This is a genomic window from Paenibacillus sp. 01L418, assembly GCF_056400045.1.
In genome coordinates, this window is sequence record NZ_JBFTSN010000047.1 from 1 (window position 1) to 22,774 (window position 22,774).

A 22,774-nucleotide genomic window follows, 5' to 3' on the forward strand; every position below is an offset into this window, starting at 1 on the left:
GACCTAAAGGTTGAGAGGCTATAGCTGCTTCAAACTTGAAGCTGCGCTAGCGAGATGCAGAAGACGGTGGATTATGTCCACTATCTTCTGCATCAGCACTATTCATGAGTTGGAATGTAAACATCAACTTCTTCGGGAAATTTGGGATTTGCGAAGTGGTAAAACTCTAAAGCGAGCGCTTTCGGGCTGTTCATTATGCCATGTTTGTTTAAATAGCTGTGAATCAAAAGTAAACATGACTTCAGAATTCATATGTGCACATATGTAACGCACAGGGTACAGAATATGTTGAATTTCAACTCTACGTTCTTGGAATCTCTCTCTTGCCTGCTTCAGCCTTTCCCAATTTGCATGAAACGGATGGGGAATAGGGAGCAATCAGCTTTTCTCAAGACTTAATTGCCATGAAACGCCGAACTTATCTGAAACCCAGCCAAACTTCTCACTAAACGGATAAGCGGCAAGCGGCATGAGTATGCTGCCCTCAAGTGATAGGCTTTCAAAAACCTGATCTATTTCCTCTTCCGTATCGCAGGTAACGAACAAAGATATTGAAGGTGTGAACGTAAAGCCATGGTTGACGCCGCTATCGATACACATAAACTGTTGTCCTTTTAGAGAAAATGTAGCTTTCATCACGGTTCCTTCAGGGCCTGTCTCATTCGCTCCGTATCGCTGGATGCTTATGATTTCGGATTGATCGAATAATGAAGTGTAGAAGTTCATAGCCTCCTCCGCTCTGCCTTCAAACATAAAAAATGTTTTAATTTTTTGATTTGCTTTCTCCATTGTTTCGTCTCGTCCTTTCATGTCTTTTTTTGCTTTATAATGCCCCTTTATATGCGGTTTCTTTCCTTATTAGGGAAATGACATATAAAATGAGTACCGCTGCATAGAGATTCCAAATACTCGGTATAGATGCTACAGATAAATAAATGCCATACGGCAGCGACCAGATGAGTACCACTAGCATTAACATTCGGTTTCTCACAATTGCAGCTAAAATTCCTATACAAGCTGGAAGGATCAACATCATAAACACGATAAGAATCGTTTTATGACTCACCCGTATTTCCGTGTAAGGGTTCCAAAACAATAAAAGGCAGCTCAACATGATACATCCCACAGAAGCCGCTCCTGCACAAAAGGAATATTTCATATGAATACATACCTCCTCTGTACTATTTTATAAATTGGAACCCCTATTGCTATCCAACGTTTAGCCTCATCAAAAACTAACCTCGTTAATCATTCTTTATGTTGTACGTAGTATAGCTCATTGAACCTTTATCGTCGAAATCGTTATTTTATGCGAAATCCCGAGGTGGTTATATTTGATCGTGACCGATTCAATCGTTTGCTTATCCCCTATTGTTAGGGCATAGGTATGATCCGCATCTGTGACTTTGCCTTTATTCTCTTTGGCCGTCTGTGCCTGCGGGGATGTTCCTGTTGGAATGGTCACTTCATTCAGATCCTTAAATGAGTAATCCTTTTCTTCCGTCTCATCGAAGCGGTCGGTTACAATAAAACCTTTAGCAGGACTGCTAACTTGTATTTTGACTCGCTCAGGCACGTCGCCATCATTTATTAATACTTCATTAATATCGATAGATCCAACCAAACTTTTATTCCCGACTATCACTAAAACAATTTGTCTATCGTTTGTTGAAGAGAACGCCTGTGCTGTTAAAGGCGGCTTCGCTTTCGAGTAGACATAAGAACCACCAAATACAAGGAAACAGCAAACAATTAGTAAAATGATTTTTTTCAGAATGGATCACTCCTTCTTTAGCCTCATTTCACATTATGTGCTAACATCATGGATTGCCACTAGCAGCTTCTCTCGTGTTTCGCTTAAACGCTCCTTTGCATGTGTAAAATCAACAGGCTCCACCCAAGCAAACCCATCCGAATCATACCGAGGGAACACATGCATATGATAATGCGTCAAATCGTTGAATTTTCCGCCATTTTGAATAATCGTTATACCGTCTGGCTGAAAATGTACCTTTAGCACCCTTGCCAGCATCGCAGATGTTTTCATAATTTCATTAGCGGTTAACTCGTCTAAATCATCGACATCATGAAAATGCTTCTTAGGGAGTATGAGCAGATGACCCTCATTAAGCGGTGCTATATCTAGAAGACAAGTCACCCATTCATTTTCGTATACGGTTTGAGTCTCTAATTCATGATTGGCCAGCTGACAACCTAAACACGGCTTCTTTTCCATCCTCATTTCCCCCTCTGCACTTATGCCTAATGAAACAAACGAGAATTTTATCAGAAATTATCTCATTTTCCACTATTTATAACTTAGCATGTTGTGCAGACATAATCGAGTTAAAAGTGTTAATGCTATTCCCTCCCACCTTTCTGTTGCAGCTTATTGTCCAGCAATCGAAATGCTTCAAAAAGCGTTTCTTTAGGAGCCGCATCATACCGATCGCCAATGTTAACCTCAAAATAGGAGCCAGCGTCTCCTTTATCACGGACAGACTGCGTCAAACCGATACCTGTTTTCCCAGCGATATCGATTAGGATTGAATCAAGCTGCTCCTTCTGTGCTGTCGAGTGAACATGAAACATATTGGAAACAGGCACCTCCGGGATAGTCTTCATGCCCTCGCACCCGTTATATAATGCAGCAAGCTCCTGCGCTTCCCTGTAGTACTTCTTCATATGCGGAAGTCGCCGCTCCATGTAATAGTCTGCAGCAATAATATAAGGATATAAGCTGATGAGATCACCGCCGTGGCGTCTTTTCCAAATCTTCGATTCCTCTGTAAAGCTGCGATCTCCGGCTAATATCGCTCCTGCAATACCGCCAATTCCTTTATAGAACGAAATATATACACTGTCGAAGAGCGCGCAAACCTCTTGAGCAGACTTTTCATAATACGGAAGAATCTCGAACAGCCTCGCACCATCCAGATGAAGCTTAATTCCTCTCTCCCGACAAAATGCCGACATAGCCTTGAGCTCTGCAAATTCCGGCAACTGTCCGCCAATTTCGCGCTGCGGCAGCTCCAGCAGCAAACAAGCGATGTTTTCCTCTAGACCAAGCAAATCATGAAGAAGGACAGGCCTTTCTACATCCGCCAACAGTACAGCTTCAAGATGATGCAGCTCTTTCATGCCGTCTTTCTCGTGAATCTCCAGATGGCTTAAAGGATGATAACCGACCTTCTTATTTCCTTTCTCGTCACACCATATACGAAGCGCAATTTGCTGAGCCATTGTACCGCTGGGGAAAAATACAGCCGATTCTTTGCCTAACAGTTTAGCCATCTTTTCCTCAAAATTCTCAATTATCGCTCCATTGCCGTACATATCGCTATCCTGCTCTGCGTCCCACTGCTCTAGCGCTTCTTTGAGAACCTGTACATTCCGCTTTCCATGACCGATTAACGGATAGCTGGCTTGATTATATGCTTCAATTAGTGTCTTCGTTTGTTCCATCTTATACGTCCCCTTTACTCTGTTAATTGTTTATTCCTTAGGCAGTATAGTTTTGTTCATTACAGGCGAAGAGAGAATGACCGACGTGTTGACATTGCCGAAAGGCATAAGCCTCTCTACAAGCTCGCTTAGACCATCCATCCCCGTTATCGCTGCTTTCAGAATATAGCTGACCGTTCCTGTTACCCGGTGGCATTCTATAATTTCATCATCATTCATGATGCGCTTCTCAAACTCCATCGGAAATACTTTCAATTCGCTCATTTGAATGATGACCTGTATGTTTCTGCCGATAGCAGCAGGCGATACTCGTGCGCCGAATCCAGTAATGATGCCTTTCTCCTGCAAGCGCAGCAGACGCTCAGATATGCTGGGGCGGCTGAGAGACAATCGTTTGGACAGCTCACTCACCGTTATTCGGCCATCCTCCTGCAGTAATTGGAGAAGCATACGATCCAATTGATCCATGATCACAACCTCCTTCATTTTGCAGGAAAAACAATAAAAATTCGTTCAATGTTATATAAATTCACATCAATTTCATTCTGTTTATCATATATACAATTGATGCTGTTTTGTATTCTTATAGTAACAAACTTAAGCAGGCGGTGCATGTGAGATGTTACGCATATTGGATTACAAAATGAAGGAAAATATCAGCAAATGGCTTCATATTGCAATAGGCTGCTTCGTTACTGTGGGCGGATTAGTCATTTTAAAGCATTCACATATCGTAACTGGAGGAACAGCAGGACTCTCTTTAAGCTTATCACCCCAGCTGCAAGTCTCATTCCACTATTTGTTTTTATTGCTCAATCTTCCATTTCTAATTTTCTCTTACTTTTACATGGGCAAATCCTTTACCTTCAAAACTATTGGTGCTATCGCGCTGCTCTCCTCATTAAGTGCAATAAACGATATCTTGCCTGCCTTTACGATTCCGCCACTAATCGGAGCGATCGTCGGAGGATTATTCATCGGAGCAGGCATTACCGCCTTATTCCGCAACGGTGCTTCGCTCGGCGGCGCGACAATACTAGCCATCTATTTGCACAAAAAGCATGGCGTCAACCCTGGGATTACCAACTTCGCATTTGATTTTCTAGTTGTCCTCACTAGTCTATCCGTATTTCCTCTTAAAAGCGGATTGTACTCTGCCTTGTCGATTGCCGTTACATCGGCCTTCTTGTCGTTTTATAAGAGAAGGAAAACAGGCGCAAAGAAAGACAAACAAGAAGTATTGTCAGGCGCCGCGAATACCGTTTAAACAAGATCAAGCCTTTAGTGTTCCTTTAGCATGGAGTGGAGTACGTTGTAATGGCGGATGTGTGGGATTAATTTGTAGGATTAATATTTGAGCTTGATGCGTAGCAGTTCCTGTTTGTTTCATTCTATCTGTTAGTGATAAACAGCCTCGGCTGCTTTGTTAATAAAAAAAAAGCTGCCGATTCATCGATATCGGCAGCCTTCATTCAAATTCAGATTATCTATTGCCAAACTGTGCTTTATGCAAGCGGCTGTAAATGCCGCCTGCCGATACAAGCTCTTCATGACGGCCTTGCTCGGTAATTCCTTGCTCCGTTACAACAACAATGCGATCCGCATTTTTGATCGTAGCGAGGCGATGTGCAATAACAAGCGTTGTACGGCCCACGGACAGCTCTGCCAGCGACTGCTGGATTGCTGCTTCCGTTTCAGTGTCGAGTGCCGAAGTCGCCTCGTCGAGAATAAGGATCGGCGGGTTTTTGAGGAACATCCGCGCAATCGCAAGCCGCTGCTTCTGTCCGCCAGACAGCTTAACGCCGCGTTCGCCTACTACCGTTTCCAGTCCGTCCGGCTGCGCGTGAATGAATTCTTCAAGCTTCGCTCTGCGCGCGGCTTCCCAAATATCTGTATCCGATGCGCCAAGCTTACCGTAACTGATGTTTTCTCTAATCGTACCGGCGAACAGGAACACATCCTGCTGTACGATACCGATCTGCTTCCGGAGCGAATCCAGCTTTAAGTCGCGAGTATCATAGCCATCGACGGAGATGCTTCCGCCTTCAATTTCATAGAAACGCGGCAGCAAGCTGCAAAGCGTCGTTTTGCCGGCGCCAGAAGGTCCAACAAAGGCAATTGTCTCACCTGCACGAATAGTAAGATCGATATTTTGAAGCACCTTCGCTTCGCCTTCATAGCCAAACGTAACATTCCGATATTCAATATTCCCGTTTAGGCGGTTAACCTCTTTCGCATTGGGTTTATCCGCAACATCAGGCGCTGTCTCCAGCAGCTGCACATAACGTTTAAAGCCGGCAATGCCTTTTGGGTAACTTTCGATAACTGCATTGATTTTTTCAATCGGTTTAAAGAAGATGTTCGTAAGCAAAACAAAGCTAATAAATTCGCCGTACTTCAGATCACCTTTAATAACGAACCAAGTGCCTGCAATCAATACGAATACAGATACAAGTCTCATCAGCATGTAGGTAATCGAAGAGTTCAAACCAATGATTTTGTAGGAAATGAGTTTCGCTTCACGGAAACGCAGGTTGTTCACCTTGAACAACTTTTTCTCATGGCTTTCGTTCGAGAAAGCTTGAACAACACGAATCCCGCCAACCGTATCCTCTACTCGAGCATTAAAATCGGCCATATCCGAGAACAACCGATTCGCAGCTTTCGTCATTTTACCGTTGAACATCAGAACGAGCCAGATAATGATTGGCACAATAACAAAAGTAAGAATGGCTAACTCCAAATTAATATACGCCATAATGCCGAACGCTCCGACGAGCGTCATCGCAGCAATGAACATATCCTCTGGACCATGATGGGCAACCTCGCCAATCTCGAATAAATCATTCGTTAGACGCGAGATTAGATGACCGGTCTTCGTGTTATCGAAGAAACGGAAGGACAGCTTCTGTACGTGGTCGAACAGCTTCTTCCGCATGTCCGTTTCAATATTAATACCAAGCATATGCCCCCAATAGGTGACTACATAGGACAAAATCGTATTAATAATATAAATCAGAAGCAAGATAGCACAGGCTGTAACGATAAGGCCCCAGTTCTCGTCAGGCAACAGCGTATCTATTACATAGCTGACTGCCAAGGGGAAGCACAGCTCAAGAATCGCCAGCACTACTGCACAACAGAAATCAAGCAGAAAAAGCTTCTTGTAAGGCTTGTAGTAGGAAAAAAAGCGTAAAAGCATCATAAACTCCTTCTTGTCACATGGTGATAATCATTTTCATTTAAAATGATATACAATCACTACCATGCTGTCAATCCATCGCCGAAATCGATTCGGTCATGATGGGTGTATACATTCATCTCTCCGCCTCTAATAAAACCCACACAGGTAATGCCTAAATCCTCTGCCAAGCGAAGAGCAAGATCAGTAGGCGCCGACTTGCTGAGCATAATGCCGCAGCCGATCTTGGCCGCTTTCAGCACCGCCTCCGAGGAGAGCCTGCCGCTGAATGCAATCACTTTATCCGAAGTCCGAACACGGTGCAGCAAACAATAGCCGAACAGCTTATCGAGCGCATTGTGGCGCCCAATATCCGTTCTTACCGCAAGCAGCTCCGATGGCGTTCCAATGGCTGCATTATGAACACCGCCCGTGCTGCGAAATTCCGAGGATGCCTCCTGAAGCTCGCGCATAAAGCGAATACATTGCTCAGCAGATATTTTAGTGCGGGTCATGATCGTTTTGGCCGTCAGCATATCATTGTGAAAATAAAACTGCCTACTCTTGCCGCAGCATGATCCGATAAACCGTTTCGCGTAATGATCCTGACTTAACGTATGCTTATGCTCTAGCTCAACATAGGCAAAACCCGTATCCTCTTCAATCCTCAGCGATTTCACCTGACCGGCAGCACGTATAACCCCTTCGGAAGCGAGGAAACCAATGACCAGCTCCTGCAAATGTGATGGCGAGCATACCATCGTTGCAAATTCCTCACCGCCTAGCTTCAGAGTTAGCGGATATTCCGCAGCGATGTCGTCATCCTTCTCCCAGTGGCCGCTGCTATCGTATTTGAGTATGCGCCATTTTGTCGTGTTCGAAAGATCCATTCGAATACTCCCCTTCCACGCTCAGCTTGCTTATGCATCATTACGACCACAGCAGTTCTACGCCGGCGGCTCGATTTCCAGCTCCACAATCCGCTTCTCCATATACTTGGTATCCTTAAAGGCATGATAGGTTTCAGCCTTCTCCACGATAACGGAAGCATTATACTCTGGTATGCCTGCAAACGGCTCATATACTCCTTTTGGAAATAGACTATTCCCTTCCGGCCAGTACAACTCGATATTGCCTGGCGCAATATCCGCTGGTTTCGCCCTGCCATGGAAGCTCCCGCTTCGGTTATATACAACAATCGCATCTCCTTCGGCGATCGCAAGCTCCGACAAATTCGCTTCATTCATCAGCACGTCGTAGCGCCCTGCATCGTTAAAAGCATCCTTCTCGCCATAAATCATAGAGTTAAACTGCTTTCCGCGCCTTGTCGTTGCATAGAAATGCCCTTCCGGTATACGAAGCTCTGGCAATTCAATGGGCAGCAGGCTGCCCTTCCCGTCGGAAGTTGGACAAAAACCACCCTCGCACAGCCACGCCCCGCCCCATTGGAATACGTCACCTTGGTTCCGCAGCAGCTCTACGCCCTCATAGTTCGGTGAAGCCATCGCAATCTCTTCCCTCACAGCAGCAGCATCTTTGAACGCGATAGCCGCTTTGAGCTCCGGCCTAATGCGTGCAGCTAAATCCGCATAGATTTGCCACTCCGCACGCGCTTCTTCGATCCGCGGCCCTTCAATAGTTGGTGAAAAATAAACCATTCGCTCCGTCGAGGTTGACGTACCCCCGCCTGGCTGTTCATACCTTGTCATGGCAGGCAGTACGATAACCTCCTCCTGCGCATCTACAAGTGTCGAGCTGTTCAGCACGATATCCTGATGCACCCGCAATTCGACGCTCTCTAAGCAGCGCTTCACAAAATCAGGATCAGGCATCGTCTCGATAAAATTGCCGCCTGATGTATAGAACAGCTTCAGCTTACGATCAGCATGCTCGTTCAACATTGCGTTTTCAAGCGATACACCTACAATGTCCCCTTGCCAATCCGGCAGCTTAAAGCCCCAAAGTTCCTCTAAACGGCGGATATCCGCACCTTTGCACTCACCGCCAGGCAGACTAAAGGGGTCAGCCCCCATTTCGCCTGAGCCTTGAACGCCGCTATGGCCGCGAATCGGCATCAAGCCGCAATGCTCCCGCCCAAGAAAACCGCGGAGCAGCGCAAGATTGGCAACCTGCGAAATATTGTCCGTTCCGAATCGATGCTGCGTCAGGCCCATGCTCCATACGAATACGCTTGACTTCGCCGCGGCAAGCAAAGCAGCGAAAGCCTGCATCCGCTCTCTCGTCAGCCCGGATGATTTCTCCAGAAGGTCCCAGTCCTGCTGCTGAATATGAACCTTCAGCTCCTCGTACCCATTCGTATGCGCGCTTACAAAAGCATGATCAATCGCTGAGCCTGGCTGCTCCTCCTCCATCTCAAACCAGCACTTCATGACGCCGTGCATGAAAGCAATGTCACCGCCGATATTCACCTGATAGAAATCGTCTGCCAGCTTCGTGCCAAAGAGAGCTGATTCCGGTATAGACGGTATCCAGTAGCCCTCCATTGCCGGCTCGCGATAGGGGTTGATCACGATGATTTTGGTACCCTTGCGCTTAGCTGCGTACATATACTTGGTCGATACAGGCTGATTGTTCGCTGCCACACTGCCCCAAAAAACGAGAACATCCGTACCAATCCAGTCCTTATAATTGCAGGTAGAGGCGCCTACCCCAATAGAGCGCTTCATCGCAGTTTTGGATGGAGAATGGCAAATCCGAGAGGCGTTATCGATGTTATTTGTCCCAATGAGCCGAGCAGCCTTTGCCGCCACATAATAGGATTCATTCGTTATCCCGCGCGCAGTTAAGTAGAAAGCCATCTGCTTCGGGTCTATTGCCCTCGCTTTGGCAGCGATGCGGTCCAGCGCCTCATCCCACGAAATTCTGCGAAAGCTTCTTTCTCCCTTGCTTCTTATAAGTGGGTACGGCAGCCTTCCCAGCTTGCGCAATTGCGTGCTATCGAGCTTCCGTAGCTCCTCAATATCGCCATGCAGCACATCGCCTTTGATAGCAGGCATCGTATTCAGCCGCAGGACGTTCAATCTCGTCGTGCAAATATGAGGACCGTCCAACGTCTGATCATATAAACCGGACACGCCAAGCGCACAGCCATCACATACACCCTGCGTCAAAATCCGATACGCATACGGCAAGCTGTCTCGGTTATCCCACGCTACCTTGAGCGTATCACGAATATGATGCGGCTTAATGCGTCCTAGCCCAAACGGTGCTTTGCTCACCCACAGCTTAGGGTCTGGCAGCCTCGGCAGCTTGATCGGTCCTGTATGCAATGTTTTCTTCATTAATGATTCACCCCGTTAATGATCATTATGGAACGATTGCCATTCTACTTACTAAGCTACCACAAATGAGTAAGCGCATACATTTTATATTTAAAAATAGATGCAAAGCAAGAAGCCTTCACATCAATCATCCTATCAGCTAACCTATATGTAGCTTTAGGAGAAAGCTGTTGCCTTCTCCTGTTAACCCCTGTTGTCGCTGCCTTTAGAAAGGTTTTATAGGCAATTGTTACACCGCTGCTTACCTTTCACCTTCAACCTACCTTTATAAAGGCAGCACCTGCACCGCCGCTTGCTTCCCGCTTACTTGTATGCCGGATTGTTTCTTGCCGCTCTCCTCTAGATCCTTCAGCATGCGCTCCAGCAGCTSCTTCGCTTTGGGGCCTTCCTTGCCTTGAATTTTTACAACGAGCTGCACACCGTTGCCTGAACCAAGAAGCTTCGCTGCCTGCCGCAGCTTCGTATCATAATCATGATCCTCTATATGCGCTGTCAAGCGGAGCTCTTTTATTTTGCTAGGCTGCTCCTTTACTTTTGCCCCGCGCTTCTCTTGGTCAGCCTGCTTTTTCGCTTGCCCTTTGGCTACCAGCTTGCATGGCGGAGGACTGCTCATAAGCGAGGTGCAGACCAAATCCACTTTCAATTCCTTTGCTTTTGCCAGCGCTTCATCACGCGAGACAATGCCTAAATCCTCGCCTCGCAAGCCAGTCAAGTGCACCTCGGAGGCGCGTATTTTTTCATTCATCATAACCATCGATGCCATATCCGTTAATCGCTCCCTTGCCGTGAATACGGAAAACAGCAGCCTTCACTTGCGAAGCCGCTGTCTATTCCTTCCTCTATTATACGCTTTTATTAGATATCCAGCGCGGTTTGTTTATGTGTTTTTCCACTAATGCCGCTCTCTGCACTTCTCTTCGCTTCGGCCTCATCCCGCTCTGCTCTGCGCAGAAACTTTTGGCCTCTCCAGCGAATTAAAGACAATATACCGCGGATGTACTCATCTAAGATCATGCAGGCATATATCCCGATCAAGCCCCAGCCAAGTTGAATTCCCACAAAATAAGCTAATCCCGTCGCAATCAGCCACATCGAGAATACCGAAGTCCACATCGTAAAACGGGTATCGCCTACCGCATTTAATGAATTGCCGAGCGCCATATTGATCATTTTGCCCGGCTGCAGCAGTAGATTCATTCCGAGCAGGGACACGCCTAGCGCTACGATTTCTTTGTTCTCAGTAAACATGCCTAGCAGCTGTTTGCCAAACAAATAGATAAGAAACGCGTTAACCGTCACCACCGCAAGCCCAATCCACATCGCTCGGAAGGCGATATGGTACGCCTCTTTCACCTTGCCTGCTCCAAATAGATGGGCAATCTGAATTTGTACTGCCAGGGCAATCGAATAGCCAAGCATGAAGCAAAACGATTCCAACGTATTCATATACGTCCGTGCCGCCAGCTCATTCGAGCCGAGAATAGCCAAAAAGGTGAAAATAAGCAGCTGCGTAAATACCCAGCAAGACATATTCACGCCAAGCGGCCATCCAATACGGAGAATTTCGCCAAACAGCTTACGATTAAATACATTAAAGTCACGAAGAGCAATCGTACGTTCAAAAGAGCTAAGGAACATGATGAACAGCACAATCGTAGCGAGCAAGCGGCATAACACGGTTGAGATGGCTACGCCCATCAAGCCCCATTTTGGAAAACCGAATGCCCCGAAGATGAACGCATAGTTGAAAAAAACATGCACAACGTTCATTCCAATTGCCGTATACATTGGCCCCTTTGTATTTCCCGTATTCCGAATCGATGTGCTAAGCGCCGACATCAACGCAATCAATACCATCCCGCCGCCGACTATCGAGATATACGTCTTTGCAAGTGGAATCAAATTTTCTGGAAGCTGCAGCACCGCAGCGATCTCGCCTGGAATGAGGATGAGCAGCCCGCTAAGCAACAGCCCAATGATGGCACTTACTTTCACCGCCATTATCGCGATCGTGCGAGCATCCTCGCCATTTTTGGAGCCTATTTTTTGTGCAATGAGTATGCCCGCTCCACTCGCGACCGTTATAAATAAAGTCGTCAACGCTTGAAACAGCTGGTTAGAGAAGCCTACTACCGCTACTGCATCATCCGATATCCGGCTCACCATCAGCGTATCCGCCGCACCGAGTAAAAATTGTAAAAACAGCTCTATGAATATTGGCCACGCCAGCATCCAGAGCGAAATCTTTTTGTTAGATAAAGCCATCCTGTTGTCCTCCTGCATCGGCTGCCTAATAGCGGCCGTATCCGTTGTCTTATCATCAATCGTCATATCAAATTATAGATGCTATACTGAGCTTGATGTATCACTTTTACAACTGAAACTATAACGATTCAAACTTCAATATTTGAAGGAGAAAATCCTAACATGACCATCATTCATATGACGATTCCACCGCTGCCGCATTATATCATTGGGGGGTATACGGTTGCCCCTTCTGGCCGCAAGCATCCAAGCAGATGCAACATTAATGTATTTGATTTGCTTGTCGTAACGCGGGGCTGCTTATACATGGGAGAAGAAGATCAGCATTATGAAGTGAGCGCAGGGCACGCACTTATTCTCAGGCCGGATGCCCATCATTACGCAACGCGTGCATGCGAGGAGCAGACCGCTTATTACTGGATTCATTTTCAGACGACGGGGATGTGGAGTATAACAGATCAATCCATGCCTGAGGTACCGCCTGACAGTTCCAAAACAAGAATACTCAACACCAACATTTATACGGCACAAACCTTTGCCAAACAGCTTCCCCAGTTTGCTAAACTGCTGCAGCCCTCCAAGATGGACAGTCTGCTGCGACAGTTGGTTCAGCTTAATATGAATGACCATATTCCCAGCGTAAAATGGAAGCAGCAGCTTGTATTCCAAGAGGTTATCGAGCATTTATCTGCATCGATGGAAGCGGAGGGGCCTTCTCCCTCTATTTTGTGCGCAGAGCAAGCAGCTTCCTATTTGCGAGAGCATTATCGTGATAGCATAACCGCGCAGGAGCTGGGAGACAGCATTAACTTTCATCCCGTTTATATCGCAAGATGCATGCAGAAGGAGTTTGGCTGCGCGCCATTCGATTACCTCATGCGTTTCCGGATTGAACAAGCAAAGCTGCTGCTGCTTCAAACGGATCTGCCTATCGCCCGCATCGGAGAACAGGTTGGCTTTAATCATGCTGCCTATTTCACCTCTTGCTTTGCCAAATACGAAAGCATATCGCCGCGCAAATATAGACAACGATTTTCTCATGGGTAAGGATGGGTGCATTCCCGCCAAAACATTACACCGAACATCACGCTTTTCCTTCGATATCAGTCACTTGCCTGCTTGCTCATAAAAAAGGAACGGCTCCCACTAAGGGAACCGTTCCTTCCTTATGCCCTATTGATTATGCACCGGATGATACATCACTACTGCTTACAGCAGCTGTACTTTGCTTCTTGCCCCAGCCTGTAAGCCACTTGCCTAACCGAATGGATGGCAGCTCTATGAAATAGTAGCTTAGCGCCCCGGCTCCGAATGAAGCAACAAAGGCGAGTATCACAATAAACGTTGTTTCCAGTTCGCCATTCAGCAGATGGATGAGCGACAACAGGATAATCATATGATACAAATAGAGACTGTATGAGATTTTACCCAAAAACAATAACGGCTTTCGCTGCAGCTGCCTCGATAAACGAACGGATGATAGCGCTGTAATAATGAAGATCGAAGCGCCGATAGCCGTCATCCAATCGCCGCTGTGCGGCATGAGCATGTCATGAAAGTCCTCGCCATAACCGATCCATTTGAACGAATAAAAGCACAGTCCGATAATAAGCATCAGCATGACCCGCCAACCATACAACCGTGAAAATGCTGACTTCAGCTCTTTCTGATATTTGGCCAGCAGCGCCCCTATAATGAAGAAAGAGGCATAATGCAGCGAGATCACAAAGTTCGTCATATATTTAATTTCAAAATTTTCAAGCATAATTTCAGCGCCAATGGATAAGACGAGTGCCAGCGGCAGCCCTACCTTCCAGCTGCTTTTGACAATGATGAACATAATAAACGGGAACAATAACGAGATGCGCATTTCATGAACGAGCGTCCACAAAATCGGATCATACCTCGTCGTATTGTAGTTTCCTACAAACAGCAAATGATGAATGATTGAGGTCACATTAGGGGGGATCACCCACAGATTGTTATAATAGCTCGTCAAATTCGTCAGCTTCGATACATAGACGATTTCCCTCATTAATATGGCGATCAGTAATGCGACGAGAAAAGGAATGTAAATACGGCAAATCCGCTTAATTACATATTTTGAATAGGATTGCTGGCGGTTGCTGAAAAACGGCAAGGAAAGTACAAACCCGCTGAGCAGAAAAAACATAATGACCGCTTCATGACCGCCCCATATCGCATGCAGCGGTGTGTATTTAAACAGGTTAAGCGGGTAATCAAAATAGCTGAGATCCGACGTATTTTGCGCAATAGGCGCAAATACCAATAAGAAATGACCAATCATTACGGCTAATGCCGCCAATCCCCTAAGTGAATCTAATTCCTCATAGCGCTGCAAGCTGCAATTCCCCCACATTTACCGAATCTATACAATGTCAAAGACGATTATAATGGATAGCAGCCTGCTTTGTCCGCAACTATTTTTGCACGCCGCCCGCAAGCTAAAAATGATTAATTAGAATAACTTCTATCATCAATATTGAGATCGATTCCGTGACCTTGATCGCCACAGCTTCACCACTCCTAAGATACACAAACAGATGAGCAATCCCGTACATCCCCCTACAAAATCAAGAACTACATCAGTTGCGTTACCCGTACGCTCGTCAGAGCCTAATTGATTCCATTCATCCATAGCCGGGACAGCAATGGCAACCGTCAGAGTAAGTATAATGGAAAGGAACCAGCGTCCGCGGGTCAGTGCTCGCAGGAACATAAACATCAACGCAGTAAAAGTCGCATACACAAACAAATGTGCGCCCTTTCGAAACAAAAATTCGATAAAGCTATAAGGCCGATCATGTGAATTAACGATGCTCGTTCGATAGGTAAGCGTAACATCCGGCAGCCATCTAACTAACTGATCGTATGTAAAGTGACTGCGCAAAAACGGCTGAATACTTTGTTGTTCATATGTTTGGGATGAAAATAGGAATAAAAGCCCGAGCCACCCTACTAATAATAGCCCCCACAGAATAGTCGGCTTCCATCTAGCAGGTCTATACATATTCAATTACACCTCCTGTAAAGCAACCAGCTTCCAATTTATTATCCCTCTATCATACTTGAAAAAAACACTCAAACAAAATGCGAGCATAGGCGTACTAAATTAGTCATGCCAAAGAACGGCTTGCTCGCAAAAGTGAAGCAGCCGGCGGCGTTGAAATTTTTAACTGAGAAATAAAGAAATATAATCCATCAATTATCAATATAAATGATATAAAAGTCCTATTTCAATATAGTCAATAAGCCTAAAGTTTGGTATTATAACTAAAAAGAAGTGAAATGAGGGCGATAGACATGTCTAGTTATTTAATGTTTACTGAGCTATCAACGCCATTGAAATGGTTTGGAATTCGGATTTTCRAGGATGAGAACGGCAGCTACTGGTATAAATACAAACAAAATAAACGTAAACGTATTTTTAAATAGAGCTATCGTCATCTAATAATGTACGTGATGCACAATTTTCCTCATTCATGCAGCCTCTCTCAAATCTTACGCAATCATAGCAATTAAGAACAAGATCAAGCGCCCTGCTTGCTCCCAACACTTCATCAGCTTGATAAGACTGGCACACTAATAGCTTATCGATCATTTCCTGCCGCAGCAACTCAATCGTCTGCTCTAGCTTTATTTTGTGTAGAACAGTATTTCTATTAATGGTCCCTCACCTCTCCCTGAGCATGCGTATTACGAACGGTATCAACATTTAGTTCCTCGCTATACATATTGCTTATTCTTCTCATCACTTGACTAGCCGCTGCAAAATCGCCATCTTTTTTATAGCTATCTGCGAGCGATTCAACAAGTCCCAGCAGCATGTATTCCAGCCTGCTTCGTTCCTGAACCGCCCAGTTATCGTACAAGCCTGCGAGCATTTCTTCTACAGGATAGACAAGCAATTCTTTAATAAGAATAAATTTCCTTAGTGCTCTTTTCTCCATATGAGCTTCTTCAAGTGACTGAATCCATTTCAGCAAGTCACACACGACAACCGCGTTCAGCTTAACATGGCTGCGATTAGCAACAATCGGATTCGTCCCCGCCGTATCGAACAATCCTTTTAAATGAGAAAGACTAACTCGCAGCAAATTACTTGCTTTGCTAATCTCTGCAAGTGGCCATAACGCATCGCATAACTGTTCTCTGGTCGGATTCGGGTAAAACATTAAGTAAACAAGCAATCTCTTCGCATTACGCTGCTGCCAGCCACTCGGTATTTCCTGGCCATTAATAAATACACGAAATGCTCCAATTAGCTTGACCTCGAGCAGCACATCCTTGCTTGGAGTACTCTTATAGGCATCGCCAAACATTTTAATGGCATCGATCCTCATTAACCCAAGCAGCGGATCACCGACATGAGTGCTCTCCGTGCTACTTAAAGGGTTGGAGAGGAAATCTAATATCTTCTGAGCAGCATAGGTCTGATTATCTATAAACACCAAGCTAGCTGCATCAGGCACCGTTACCGAGAACGCATTCGGAATAAACTGCGCCGTAATCTTCGACATATAGGATGGATATATCGTATCTTTGTCCCCCGCCATAACGAGGCAAGGCTTATTAATTGCGGATAAGTCATCCAAAGGATTCTCGGCTGCAAAGAGCTCAATTAATTTAAAGTACACATCCATGTCGCACTGCAAGTACGCCTCTTTTACCCATCTTGTCTCTTCCCTATCCTGAGGCAGACAGGTCACTAAACTAGCCATCTGCTCCGCCAGTGCATCTGCCACACCGTTCTCAGCATAGCTCCGGCGCAGCTCAACCGAACGCTCCATTGCCTCAGGAGGATAAAACCCAATCGTCGAAATAAGAACAAACGACTTCACTCGCTCCGGGCGGCTCATTCCATACCTTGCAGCAAGATTGCCGCCAAGTCCGTGACCGACCAAATGTGCTTCCGTTATGCTATATAAGTGGAAAATTTCATCAAGATCATTGCAAAGCAGCTCCCATGTTAACTGAGAACCGTCATGTGATCGCTCTCCATGCCCACGCAAATCATACCGTACAACATGATACCGTTCAGTTAGCACAGCAGACAGCGGCTCCCAGACACGAGCATTTAGACCTAGACCGTGTAAGAGTACTACAACTTCAGCATCAGGATCAGAAGTGCACTGATTGAATTGGTAGAACAAATTAAATATGTCCATAGTCCCCCTACATTACCACTACTGTATGATTTTAGGTTAGTCTGTAATGCTAGTGTAATGCAAATTTTAGTACTATGGTAGTGGCTTTGCTAGTGAAATGAGTCATTTTTTTACATTTTACAACAAATTCTTGTAAGGGGAGACAAAAAACATGCAAAACAAGATGTTCAAAAGCGGCTTTTTGCTGCTGATGACAATGCTGCTTGCTTTAGGTAATGCTTTTACCGTTATGGCAGCAAGCTCTGTAGAAATCATCTCGACGACTACACAGCAGGACGGCACCAAAAATGTCGTACTAAATAGTACAATCGATGTTGAGAAAGAAGATTTCGGAGCAATGATGGGTGGAAAATCCATCGAATTTACGTTGATCGATGCCGAGGATAAGAAAGTCGGTAGTGCTATCACAAAACAAATCCAGGAGAATGAGGTTACGGTTTCTGGTTCAACGTATTCCATCCCCTTCTCTGGACTGGAATTTTCCAGTCTGAAGCCTGGCGCATCCTATACACTAAAAGCCGCTTTCCACAGTAATGTAAAGCCTCTTGCATGGGAGCAAACCGTAAACATTTTACCTTCTAGCTACAGCTTCAAGATTGAGCGCACGCCAAAAGGCGATACCAAATCCACTATTGCCATCAATGACACAATTCGTTCGGATGACGATAAAGTTATGGTAACGCTGCTTGATGAATATGGTAAGCCGATTGCCGGGAAGCAAGTTAGCGTCCTTAACCATGCTACCCATACAACGAATGCTGAGGGGCAGTTCCCTTTAATCGGATTCTCTATTATCCAACCAAATTATTTCAACCCAGTACTCTTCTTACAGGTCGATCAAAATAAAGATACCTACACAGTTGGTACCGTCTATCTTCAAGACGTTCTAGATAATCGCTTTCCGAACTATAAAGTAACTGAGCTGCGCTATTTGGATAAGAACAGTAAGCTGTTCCAAGGAACCACCATCCGCGGTTGGTTTAGTAATAGCCAAGGAGACCGCGCAGAATTCTCTGCCCCAAGCGTTATGGTCGCCTTGACGAATGGAAAGTTCGGCAATTATCAAGTAATGATTAAACCGCAATCCAACACAGATACCTATTTGTACAGCTTGAGCAATGAAGAGCTCACGCCTGCAACAGGTGAGCAGCGCAAAACGACTATCCTTAACGCGGCTGCATACAGCAAGCAATCTTTCGCTTATAGCTGGAACAGTGAGCCTGTAGGAGTAGAATCGCTTAGCCTCATTAATAACAGTGGCTTTAAGCAGGTTTACTATCAAAATGACGATCCTCTTGCAAATGTAGATTCACTCTATATTGCAAAAGGAACTGCCTACCAATTCATCGCTACCCTTAATCTCCCTAATGGCGATAAAGCTGTTGTGAAGGATTTGCTAAACACAAATGAAGCATCACATACATTTGCAGATCAACTGAATAAAGATAACTTTTCTGCACTCAGCATCGCTGCTGATTATAAAACCGCAGCCGACAAGACCGCACTGCGTATTGCTTATTTAAATGACAGATACAACTATCAAGAACAGACCATAAATCTTGCAAGCAATAATCAGCTTTATGTAGAGAAGAATAAGCAAATTTATAAGCTGAACGCTGCGATTAACAGCAATAGAGATGAGGCTATTCTCGACTCCTACTTTACACCGACGGATAATAGTTATTTTTATAAATCCGGTAAAAGCATTAACACGGAGATAACTGCAGGCGTAGAAAAGAGAAACATTTTAGAGGAGCGTACCGAGCTTATCTTAGGTGAAACGTTCAAGCTCAAAGCACTACTAAAAGATGAAAATGGTCAAACCATTGACCGTAGAAGTGATCTCAAAATACTCGTCTCGAAAAACAATGCATCGTACCTTGAATATAACTACCTGAGCTGGTCTAGTGACAAGCAAAACGGTAAATTGACTCAAGTATATAACAACGAATTCCGTCCAACGGAAACGGGAAATTATGTCGTTAAAATTATGCAAAGAAATAATCAAGAAAATTGGATTGAACGCAGCAACACTAGCTTTACTGTTGGACCAAAGCATGAATTTGACTTAGAAATTCGCGATCAGAATGGCACCCTTGTAGATATGGTTAACAAGCCTTATCTCACATCTGATATTGTTGAGAAATTATCCATTACTGTTCGTGAACATAAATCCGGTATGGTCGGAGATCCCGTTGAAGGTGTGTCCCTCTTCTTATATGGCCAAGAACATACAAGCAAGTCAGATGCCAACGGCCTTATAACTTTATCGAAAATTTATGCCGGTGGTCACAATGATCTCACATTCAGCAAAACTGGCTATTTGGACAAAACCATTGATCTCATGGCTATTAATTCAGAGAAGCAAGCTGTCATCCGTGTTTCTGGGCTCGATAAGCGTGAAGAAAGCGATAAGCTGAATGTAGTTGGTGGAGTGCCAATGAAGAATGCTACCGTATTTGCTACTATTCAGTCTGGTGATACCGTTCAAAAACAACAAGATTATCTTAATGAAGATGAAACAGTAAGCTATTTGATTGTTCCATCACCATCAACCGTAAACTTGGATTTTGTTCGCAGAGTTAATATGAGCAGCAGCAATAGCGGTTCACCTTTTGGCTATTATATGCTGGGCTCCGTGAAGACCGAACCAGGCAAAGACTACAATGTTGTACTCGATGCAAGGCAACCTCTTCAGCAGGTGTCTACCGTCAATTTAACCAAACAAATGGACGAAGTAACGATTGCACGCAAAGAACTCTCTGGTGTCGAATATCTACCTTACCTCATCGACGATAACCAAGGAGAAAACAACCGTTTCTATGCAACAAAGGGAACTTATAACGTAGTAGCAAGAACCATGGAAGGCAATATCATTTATTTGGAAAATGTTGAGCTGAACCAAGATGTGAATACACTTGATATTCCAACCCAATCAAGCTCCCTCGCCCGAGTAAAGGTGCTTGGAGACGCAACAATTAATTCTGTAGCCTATATTACGGATAAGCAAACCAAACTAAGCGGATATGTACATTTTGAGGAAAACTTCGTTAATTTGACGCCGGGCAACGTAGCCGTTTCCATTAATGGATTTGACGGTTCGAAGCAATATCAATATGATGTGCGTTTGACGAAGGATGATTTAAAGGCGGGTACACAAAAAGAAATCACAACTTCCGCTCTTAAAGGAATTGATATTTTCGGTCTCGACCAATCCGGAAAAATTATGCTTCCTGTAGATCAACGCTGGATTAAACTCGGACTGGTTAATGAGAATGGCAATGAAGTACAGCTGTACAGTACGCCAGAGCTTATCGTATTTAACAATAGCTGGAGCAAAGGCTCAAATAATATTTTGCCGGAGGCTTCAAAAATTGTCATTAAGAACAGCAGTGGAACAGTTGTTCAAGACAGTACAGAAAATGAATACCTTCCTCAGTGGATATATATTGAAGTGGACGGCGAGTATACAATAACCGCATCCGTGACAATGGAAGGTAAGACATTCACGTTAAATAAAACAATTAAAGTGAGCACTGTTGGTGAAGAAGTTACAGAACCGGAAACGAAACCAACACCAACTCCAGACACTGGACCTGGACCGGGAACTGGACCAGGAGTTATCCCAACACCGTCTCCAACACCAGTGAATGTAGATAAAGGTTTACAAGACCTGCTAGAGAACAGCAAGACCGATAAAGACAAAGCTGACAAAGCAGCGGATCTCATTAACGCTCTTGTTAACTCAGTAAAGGATGTCAAGGATAGCAATGAAGCTGAGAAGTCTGTTCAGAATGTATCAGCAACGCTTGCTTCGGCATCTAAACTGCTTGAATCTATGCAAACAGCTAGTGAGAAAGCTAAAGTAGCGGCAACTATTACAGAGATGGTTAACAATACTAAATATGCTTTTGAACAAGTTGAGAATGGTCCGAAAGCGATCGAACTAGCTAAAGCTATCATCAAGGACACTGCTTCTGTTCTGAAAAACCTAGGTAACATAGATGCAGCACAGATCGATGCACTTAAAGATTCGCTTGTTTCACTTAGTAAAAAAGCAGTAGAAAAAGCTGCAACCGTCACTCTGGATAACAAGGATGTCAAAGTAGACGGCAATGCGCTTACGACAGCACTTGATGCGAAGAAAATCGGACAACAGCTAGAAACAACAAAAAAAGCTTTGGATGAAACGATGAGAGACCTTACAGGTGCAGTCGGAGCAGACAAAGCAACGAGCATCAACCCAGTTGTAACCATTAATATTCCAAAACAAAGCGAGAACGTCACTAAACTCGCTGCTGAACTGCCTTCTGAGATTTACCAAGCTGTGAAGGATAGTGGTCTTGCGGGACTTAAGCTCTCAATGGGCAACGTCGGTTTCACTGTTGAACCAGAAACATTCGGAAACGTAGCTAGCGGCCAAACGATCTCACTAGCAGCAGAAGTCGTGCATAATTTAACCGTAACTGCTCCAACTTCAGCCAAGCAAGTAGCAAACATACCTGTTATGGAGTTTAATGCATCGGTAGATGGCAAGAAGGTAGAAGCATTCAACAAACCAATTCCAGTATCATTTGATGTATCCAATATTGATACGACTAAATACTCGGAAGCGGATCTAGCTAACCTTACCGTTTACTTGTTGAATGAAAAAACGTTAACTTGGGAGCCTGTAGGCGGTCTTTATGATCCAATTACTAAAACCGTTAACGTAAATCGTGGACATTTCAGTAAATACACAGTTATGAAGGCTAGCCAAACGTTCACGGATATCGCAACCACACACTGGGCAGCGACAGCTGTAAATAGCCTTCTTAACAAAGGTGTACTTGATCAAACGACTACATTTAGTCCAAGCAAAAAAGTAACACGCGAGCAATTCGCTGCATGGCTCGTTCGCTCTTACGGCCTTGATGGGACCGGCCTAAGCCTCCCATTCAAAGACGTAGCTAAGGATAGCGAGTATTACGATGAAATCGCTGTGGCTTACGAACAAGGCCTAATTCAAGGTAAATCGGCAACTGCCTTTGAACCAAAAGCAGAAATTACACGTCAAGAAATTGCTACACTCTTATCCAGAGCACTTACAACTTTCAACAGCAAGAAACTAACTAGCGCAAGCACTGAACAGCTTAAAGGCTTCAAGGACAGCTCATCTATTGCCAGCTGGGCAAAAGATGGCGTTGCACTTCTTAAGCAGCAGAAGCTAGTAACAGGCTACCAAGACGGTACTTATAAGCCGAATCAAACCACGACCAAAGCGGAAGCGGCAGCACTTATCTACCGCATTTACACGGGTCAATAACACAAACTAAAAAGGCAGTAGAGAAGTCAATTAGACTTCGCTACTGCCTCTTTTCTGTTCTTTTAGG

The 22,774-nt window shown here is 44.8% G+C and carries 18 protein-coding genes; 3 read left to right on the plus strand and 15 right to left on the minus strand.

Annotation, left to right across the window (positions count from 1 at the left end; all coding sequences use genetic code 11):
- Window positions 1–378: 378 nt before the first annotated feature.
- From AC1DSE_RS09250 to AC1DSE_RS09275, 6 genes are all read right to left on the minus strand, one after another.
- Window positions 379–789 (minus strand): VOC family protein, encoded by a 411-nt coding sequence (locus AC1DSE_RS09250; RefSeq protein WP_339206440.1) that lies wholly within the window; start codon window positions 787–789, stop codon window positions 379–381.
- Between the two features lie 34 nt (window positions 790–823).
- On the minus strand, window positions 824–1,159 hold the full coding sequence (locus AC1DSE_RS09255; protein ID WP_477510952.1) for a hypothetical protein: 336 nt from the start codon (window positions 1,157–1,159) through the stop codon (window positions 824–826).
- A 117-nt stretch (window positions 1,160–1,276) separates the two neighbouring features.
- A complete protein-coding gene (locus AC1DSE_RS09260; RefSeq protein ID WP_477510953.1) occupies window positions 1,277–1,624 on the minus strand; it encodes a hypothetical protein in 348 nt (115 codons plus the stop codon).
- A 183-nt stretch (window positions 1,625–1,807) separates the two neighbouring features.
- Complete coding sequence (locus AC1DSE_RS09265) at window positions 1,808–2,236, minus strand: HIT family protein (RefSeq protein WP_477510954.1); 429 nt, start codon at window positions 2,234–2,236, stop codon at window positions 1,808–1,810.
- Window positions 2,237–2,361: 125 nt separating this feature from the next.
- On the minus strand, window positions 2,362–3,465 hold the full coding sequence (locus tag AC1DSE_RS09270) for a threonine aldolase family protein (protein WP_477510955.1): 1,104 nt from the start codon (window positions 3,463–3,465) through the stop codon (window positions 2,362–2,364).
- A gap of 30 nt (window positions 3,466–3,495) precedes the next feature.
- A complete protein-coding gene (locus AC1DSE_RS09275) occupies window positions 3,496–3,933 on the minus strand; it encodes an Lrp/AsnC family transcriptional regulator (RefSeq protein WP_477510956.1) in 438 nt (145 codons plus the stop codon).
- Between the two features lie 151 nt (window positions 3,934–4,084).
- Here AC1DSE_RS09275 and AC1DSE_RS09280 point away from each other — a divergent pair, with 151 nt between their 5' ends.
- Window positions 4,085–4,732 (plus strand): YitT family protein, encoded by a 648-nt coding sequence (locus tag AC1DSE_RS09280; protein ID WP_477510957.1) that lies wholly within the window; start codon window positions 4,085–4,087, stop codon window positions 4,730–4,732.
- A 216-nt stretch (window positions 4,733–4,948) separates the two neighbouring features.
- Here AC1DSE_RS09280 and AC1DSE_RS09285 read toward each other — a convergent pair whose 3' ends face one another.
- From AC1DSE_RS09285 to AC1DSE_RS09305, 5 genes are all read right to left on the minus strand, one after another.
- A complete protein-coding gene (locus AC1DSE_RS09285) occupies window positions 4,949–6,667 on the minus strand; it encodes an ABC transporter ATP-binding protein (RefSeq protein ID WP_477510993.1) in 1,719 nt (572 codons plus the stop codon).
- 59 nt (window positions 6,668–6,726) lie between these two features.
- Window positions 6,727–7,536: a formate dehydrogenase accessory sulfurtransferase FdhD gene (fdhD, locus tag AC1DSE_RS09290; RefSeq protein ID WP_339206430.1), complete on the minus strand. Its 810-nt coding sequence runs from the start codon at window positions 7,534–7,536 to the stop codon at window positions 6,727–6,729.
- A gap of 57 nt (window positions 7,537–7,593) precedes the next feature.
- Window positions 7,594–9,948, minus strand: coding sequence for an FdhF/YdeP family oxidoreductase (locus AC1DSE_RS09295; RefSeq protein WP_477510958.1), 2,355 nt, complete (start codon window positions 9,946–9,948; stop codon window positions 7,594–7,596).
- Window positions 9,949–10,213: 265 nt separating this feature from the next.
- Window positions 10,214–10,702, minus strand: a complete 489-nt coding sequence (infC, locus tag AC1DSE_RS09300; protein WP_477527620.1) for a translation initiation factor IF-3 — start codon at window positions 10,700–10,702, stop codon at window positions 10,214–10,216.
- Window positions 10,703–10,803: 101 nt separating this feature from the next.
- Complete coding sequence (locus AC1DSE_RS09305) at window positions 10,804–12,213, minus strand: MATE family efflux transporter (RefSeq protein ID WP_076268448.1); 1,410 nt, start codon at window positions 12,211–12,213, stop codon at window positions 10,804–10,806.
- Window positions 12,214–12,375: 162 nt separating this feature from the next.
- Here AC1DSE_RS09305 and AC1DSE_RS09310 point away from each other — a divergent pair, with 162 nt between their 5' ends.
- Window positions 12,376–13,260, plus strand: coding sequence for an AraC family transcriptional regulator (locus AC1DSE_RS09310; protein ID WP_076268449.1), 885 nt, complete (start codon window positions 12,376–12,378; stop codon window positions 13,258–13,260).
- Window positions 13,261–13,393: 133 nt separating this feature from the next.
- Here AC1DSE_RS09310 and AC1DSE_RS09315 read toward each other — a convergent pair whose 3' ends face one another.
- The 4 genes from AC1DSE_RS09315 to AC1DSE_RS09330 form a co-directional block, all read right to left on the minus strand.
- Complete coding sequence (locus AC1DSE_RS09315; protein ID WP_477510959.1) at window positions 13,394–14,575, minus strand: acyltransferase family protein; 1,182 nt, start codon at window positions 14,573–14,575, stop codon at window positions 13,394–13,396.
- Between the two features lie 135 nt (window positions 14,576–14,710).
- Complete coding sequence (locus tag AC1DSE_RS09320) at window positions 14,711–15,244, minus strand: VanZ family protein (RefSeq protein WP_477510960.1); 534 nt, start codon at window positions 15,242–15,244, stop codon at window positions 14,711–14,713.
- 417 nt (window positions 15,245–15,661) lie between these two features.
- Window positions 15,662–15,901, minus strand: coding sequence for an aspartyl-phosphate phosphatase Spo0E family protein (locus tag AC1DSE_RS09325; RefSeq protein WP_430056201.1), 240 nt, complete (start codon window positions 15,899–15,901; stop codon window positions 15,662–15,664).
- Window positions 15,897–17,402 (minus strand): alpha/beta fold hydrolase, encoded by a 1,506-nt coding sequence (locus tag AC1DSE_RS09330; protein ID WP_477510961.1) that lies wholly within the window; start codon window positions 17,400–17,402, stop codon window positions 15,897–15,899. Before AC1DSE_RS09330 ends, AC1DSE_RS09325 begins: the two co-directional genes overlap by 5 nt.
- A 151-nt stretch (window positions 17,403–17,553) precedes the next feature.
- Here AC1DSE_RS09330 and AC1DSE_RS09335 point away from each other — a divergent pair, with 151 nt between their 5' ends.
- Complete coding sequence (locus AC1DSE_RS09335) at window positions 17,554–22,707, plus strand: S-layer homology domain-containing protein (protein ID WP_477527617.1); 5,154 nt, start codon at window positions 17,554–17,556, stop codon at window positions 22,705–22,707.
- Window positions 22,708–22,774: the final 67 nt, after the last annotated feature.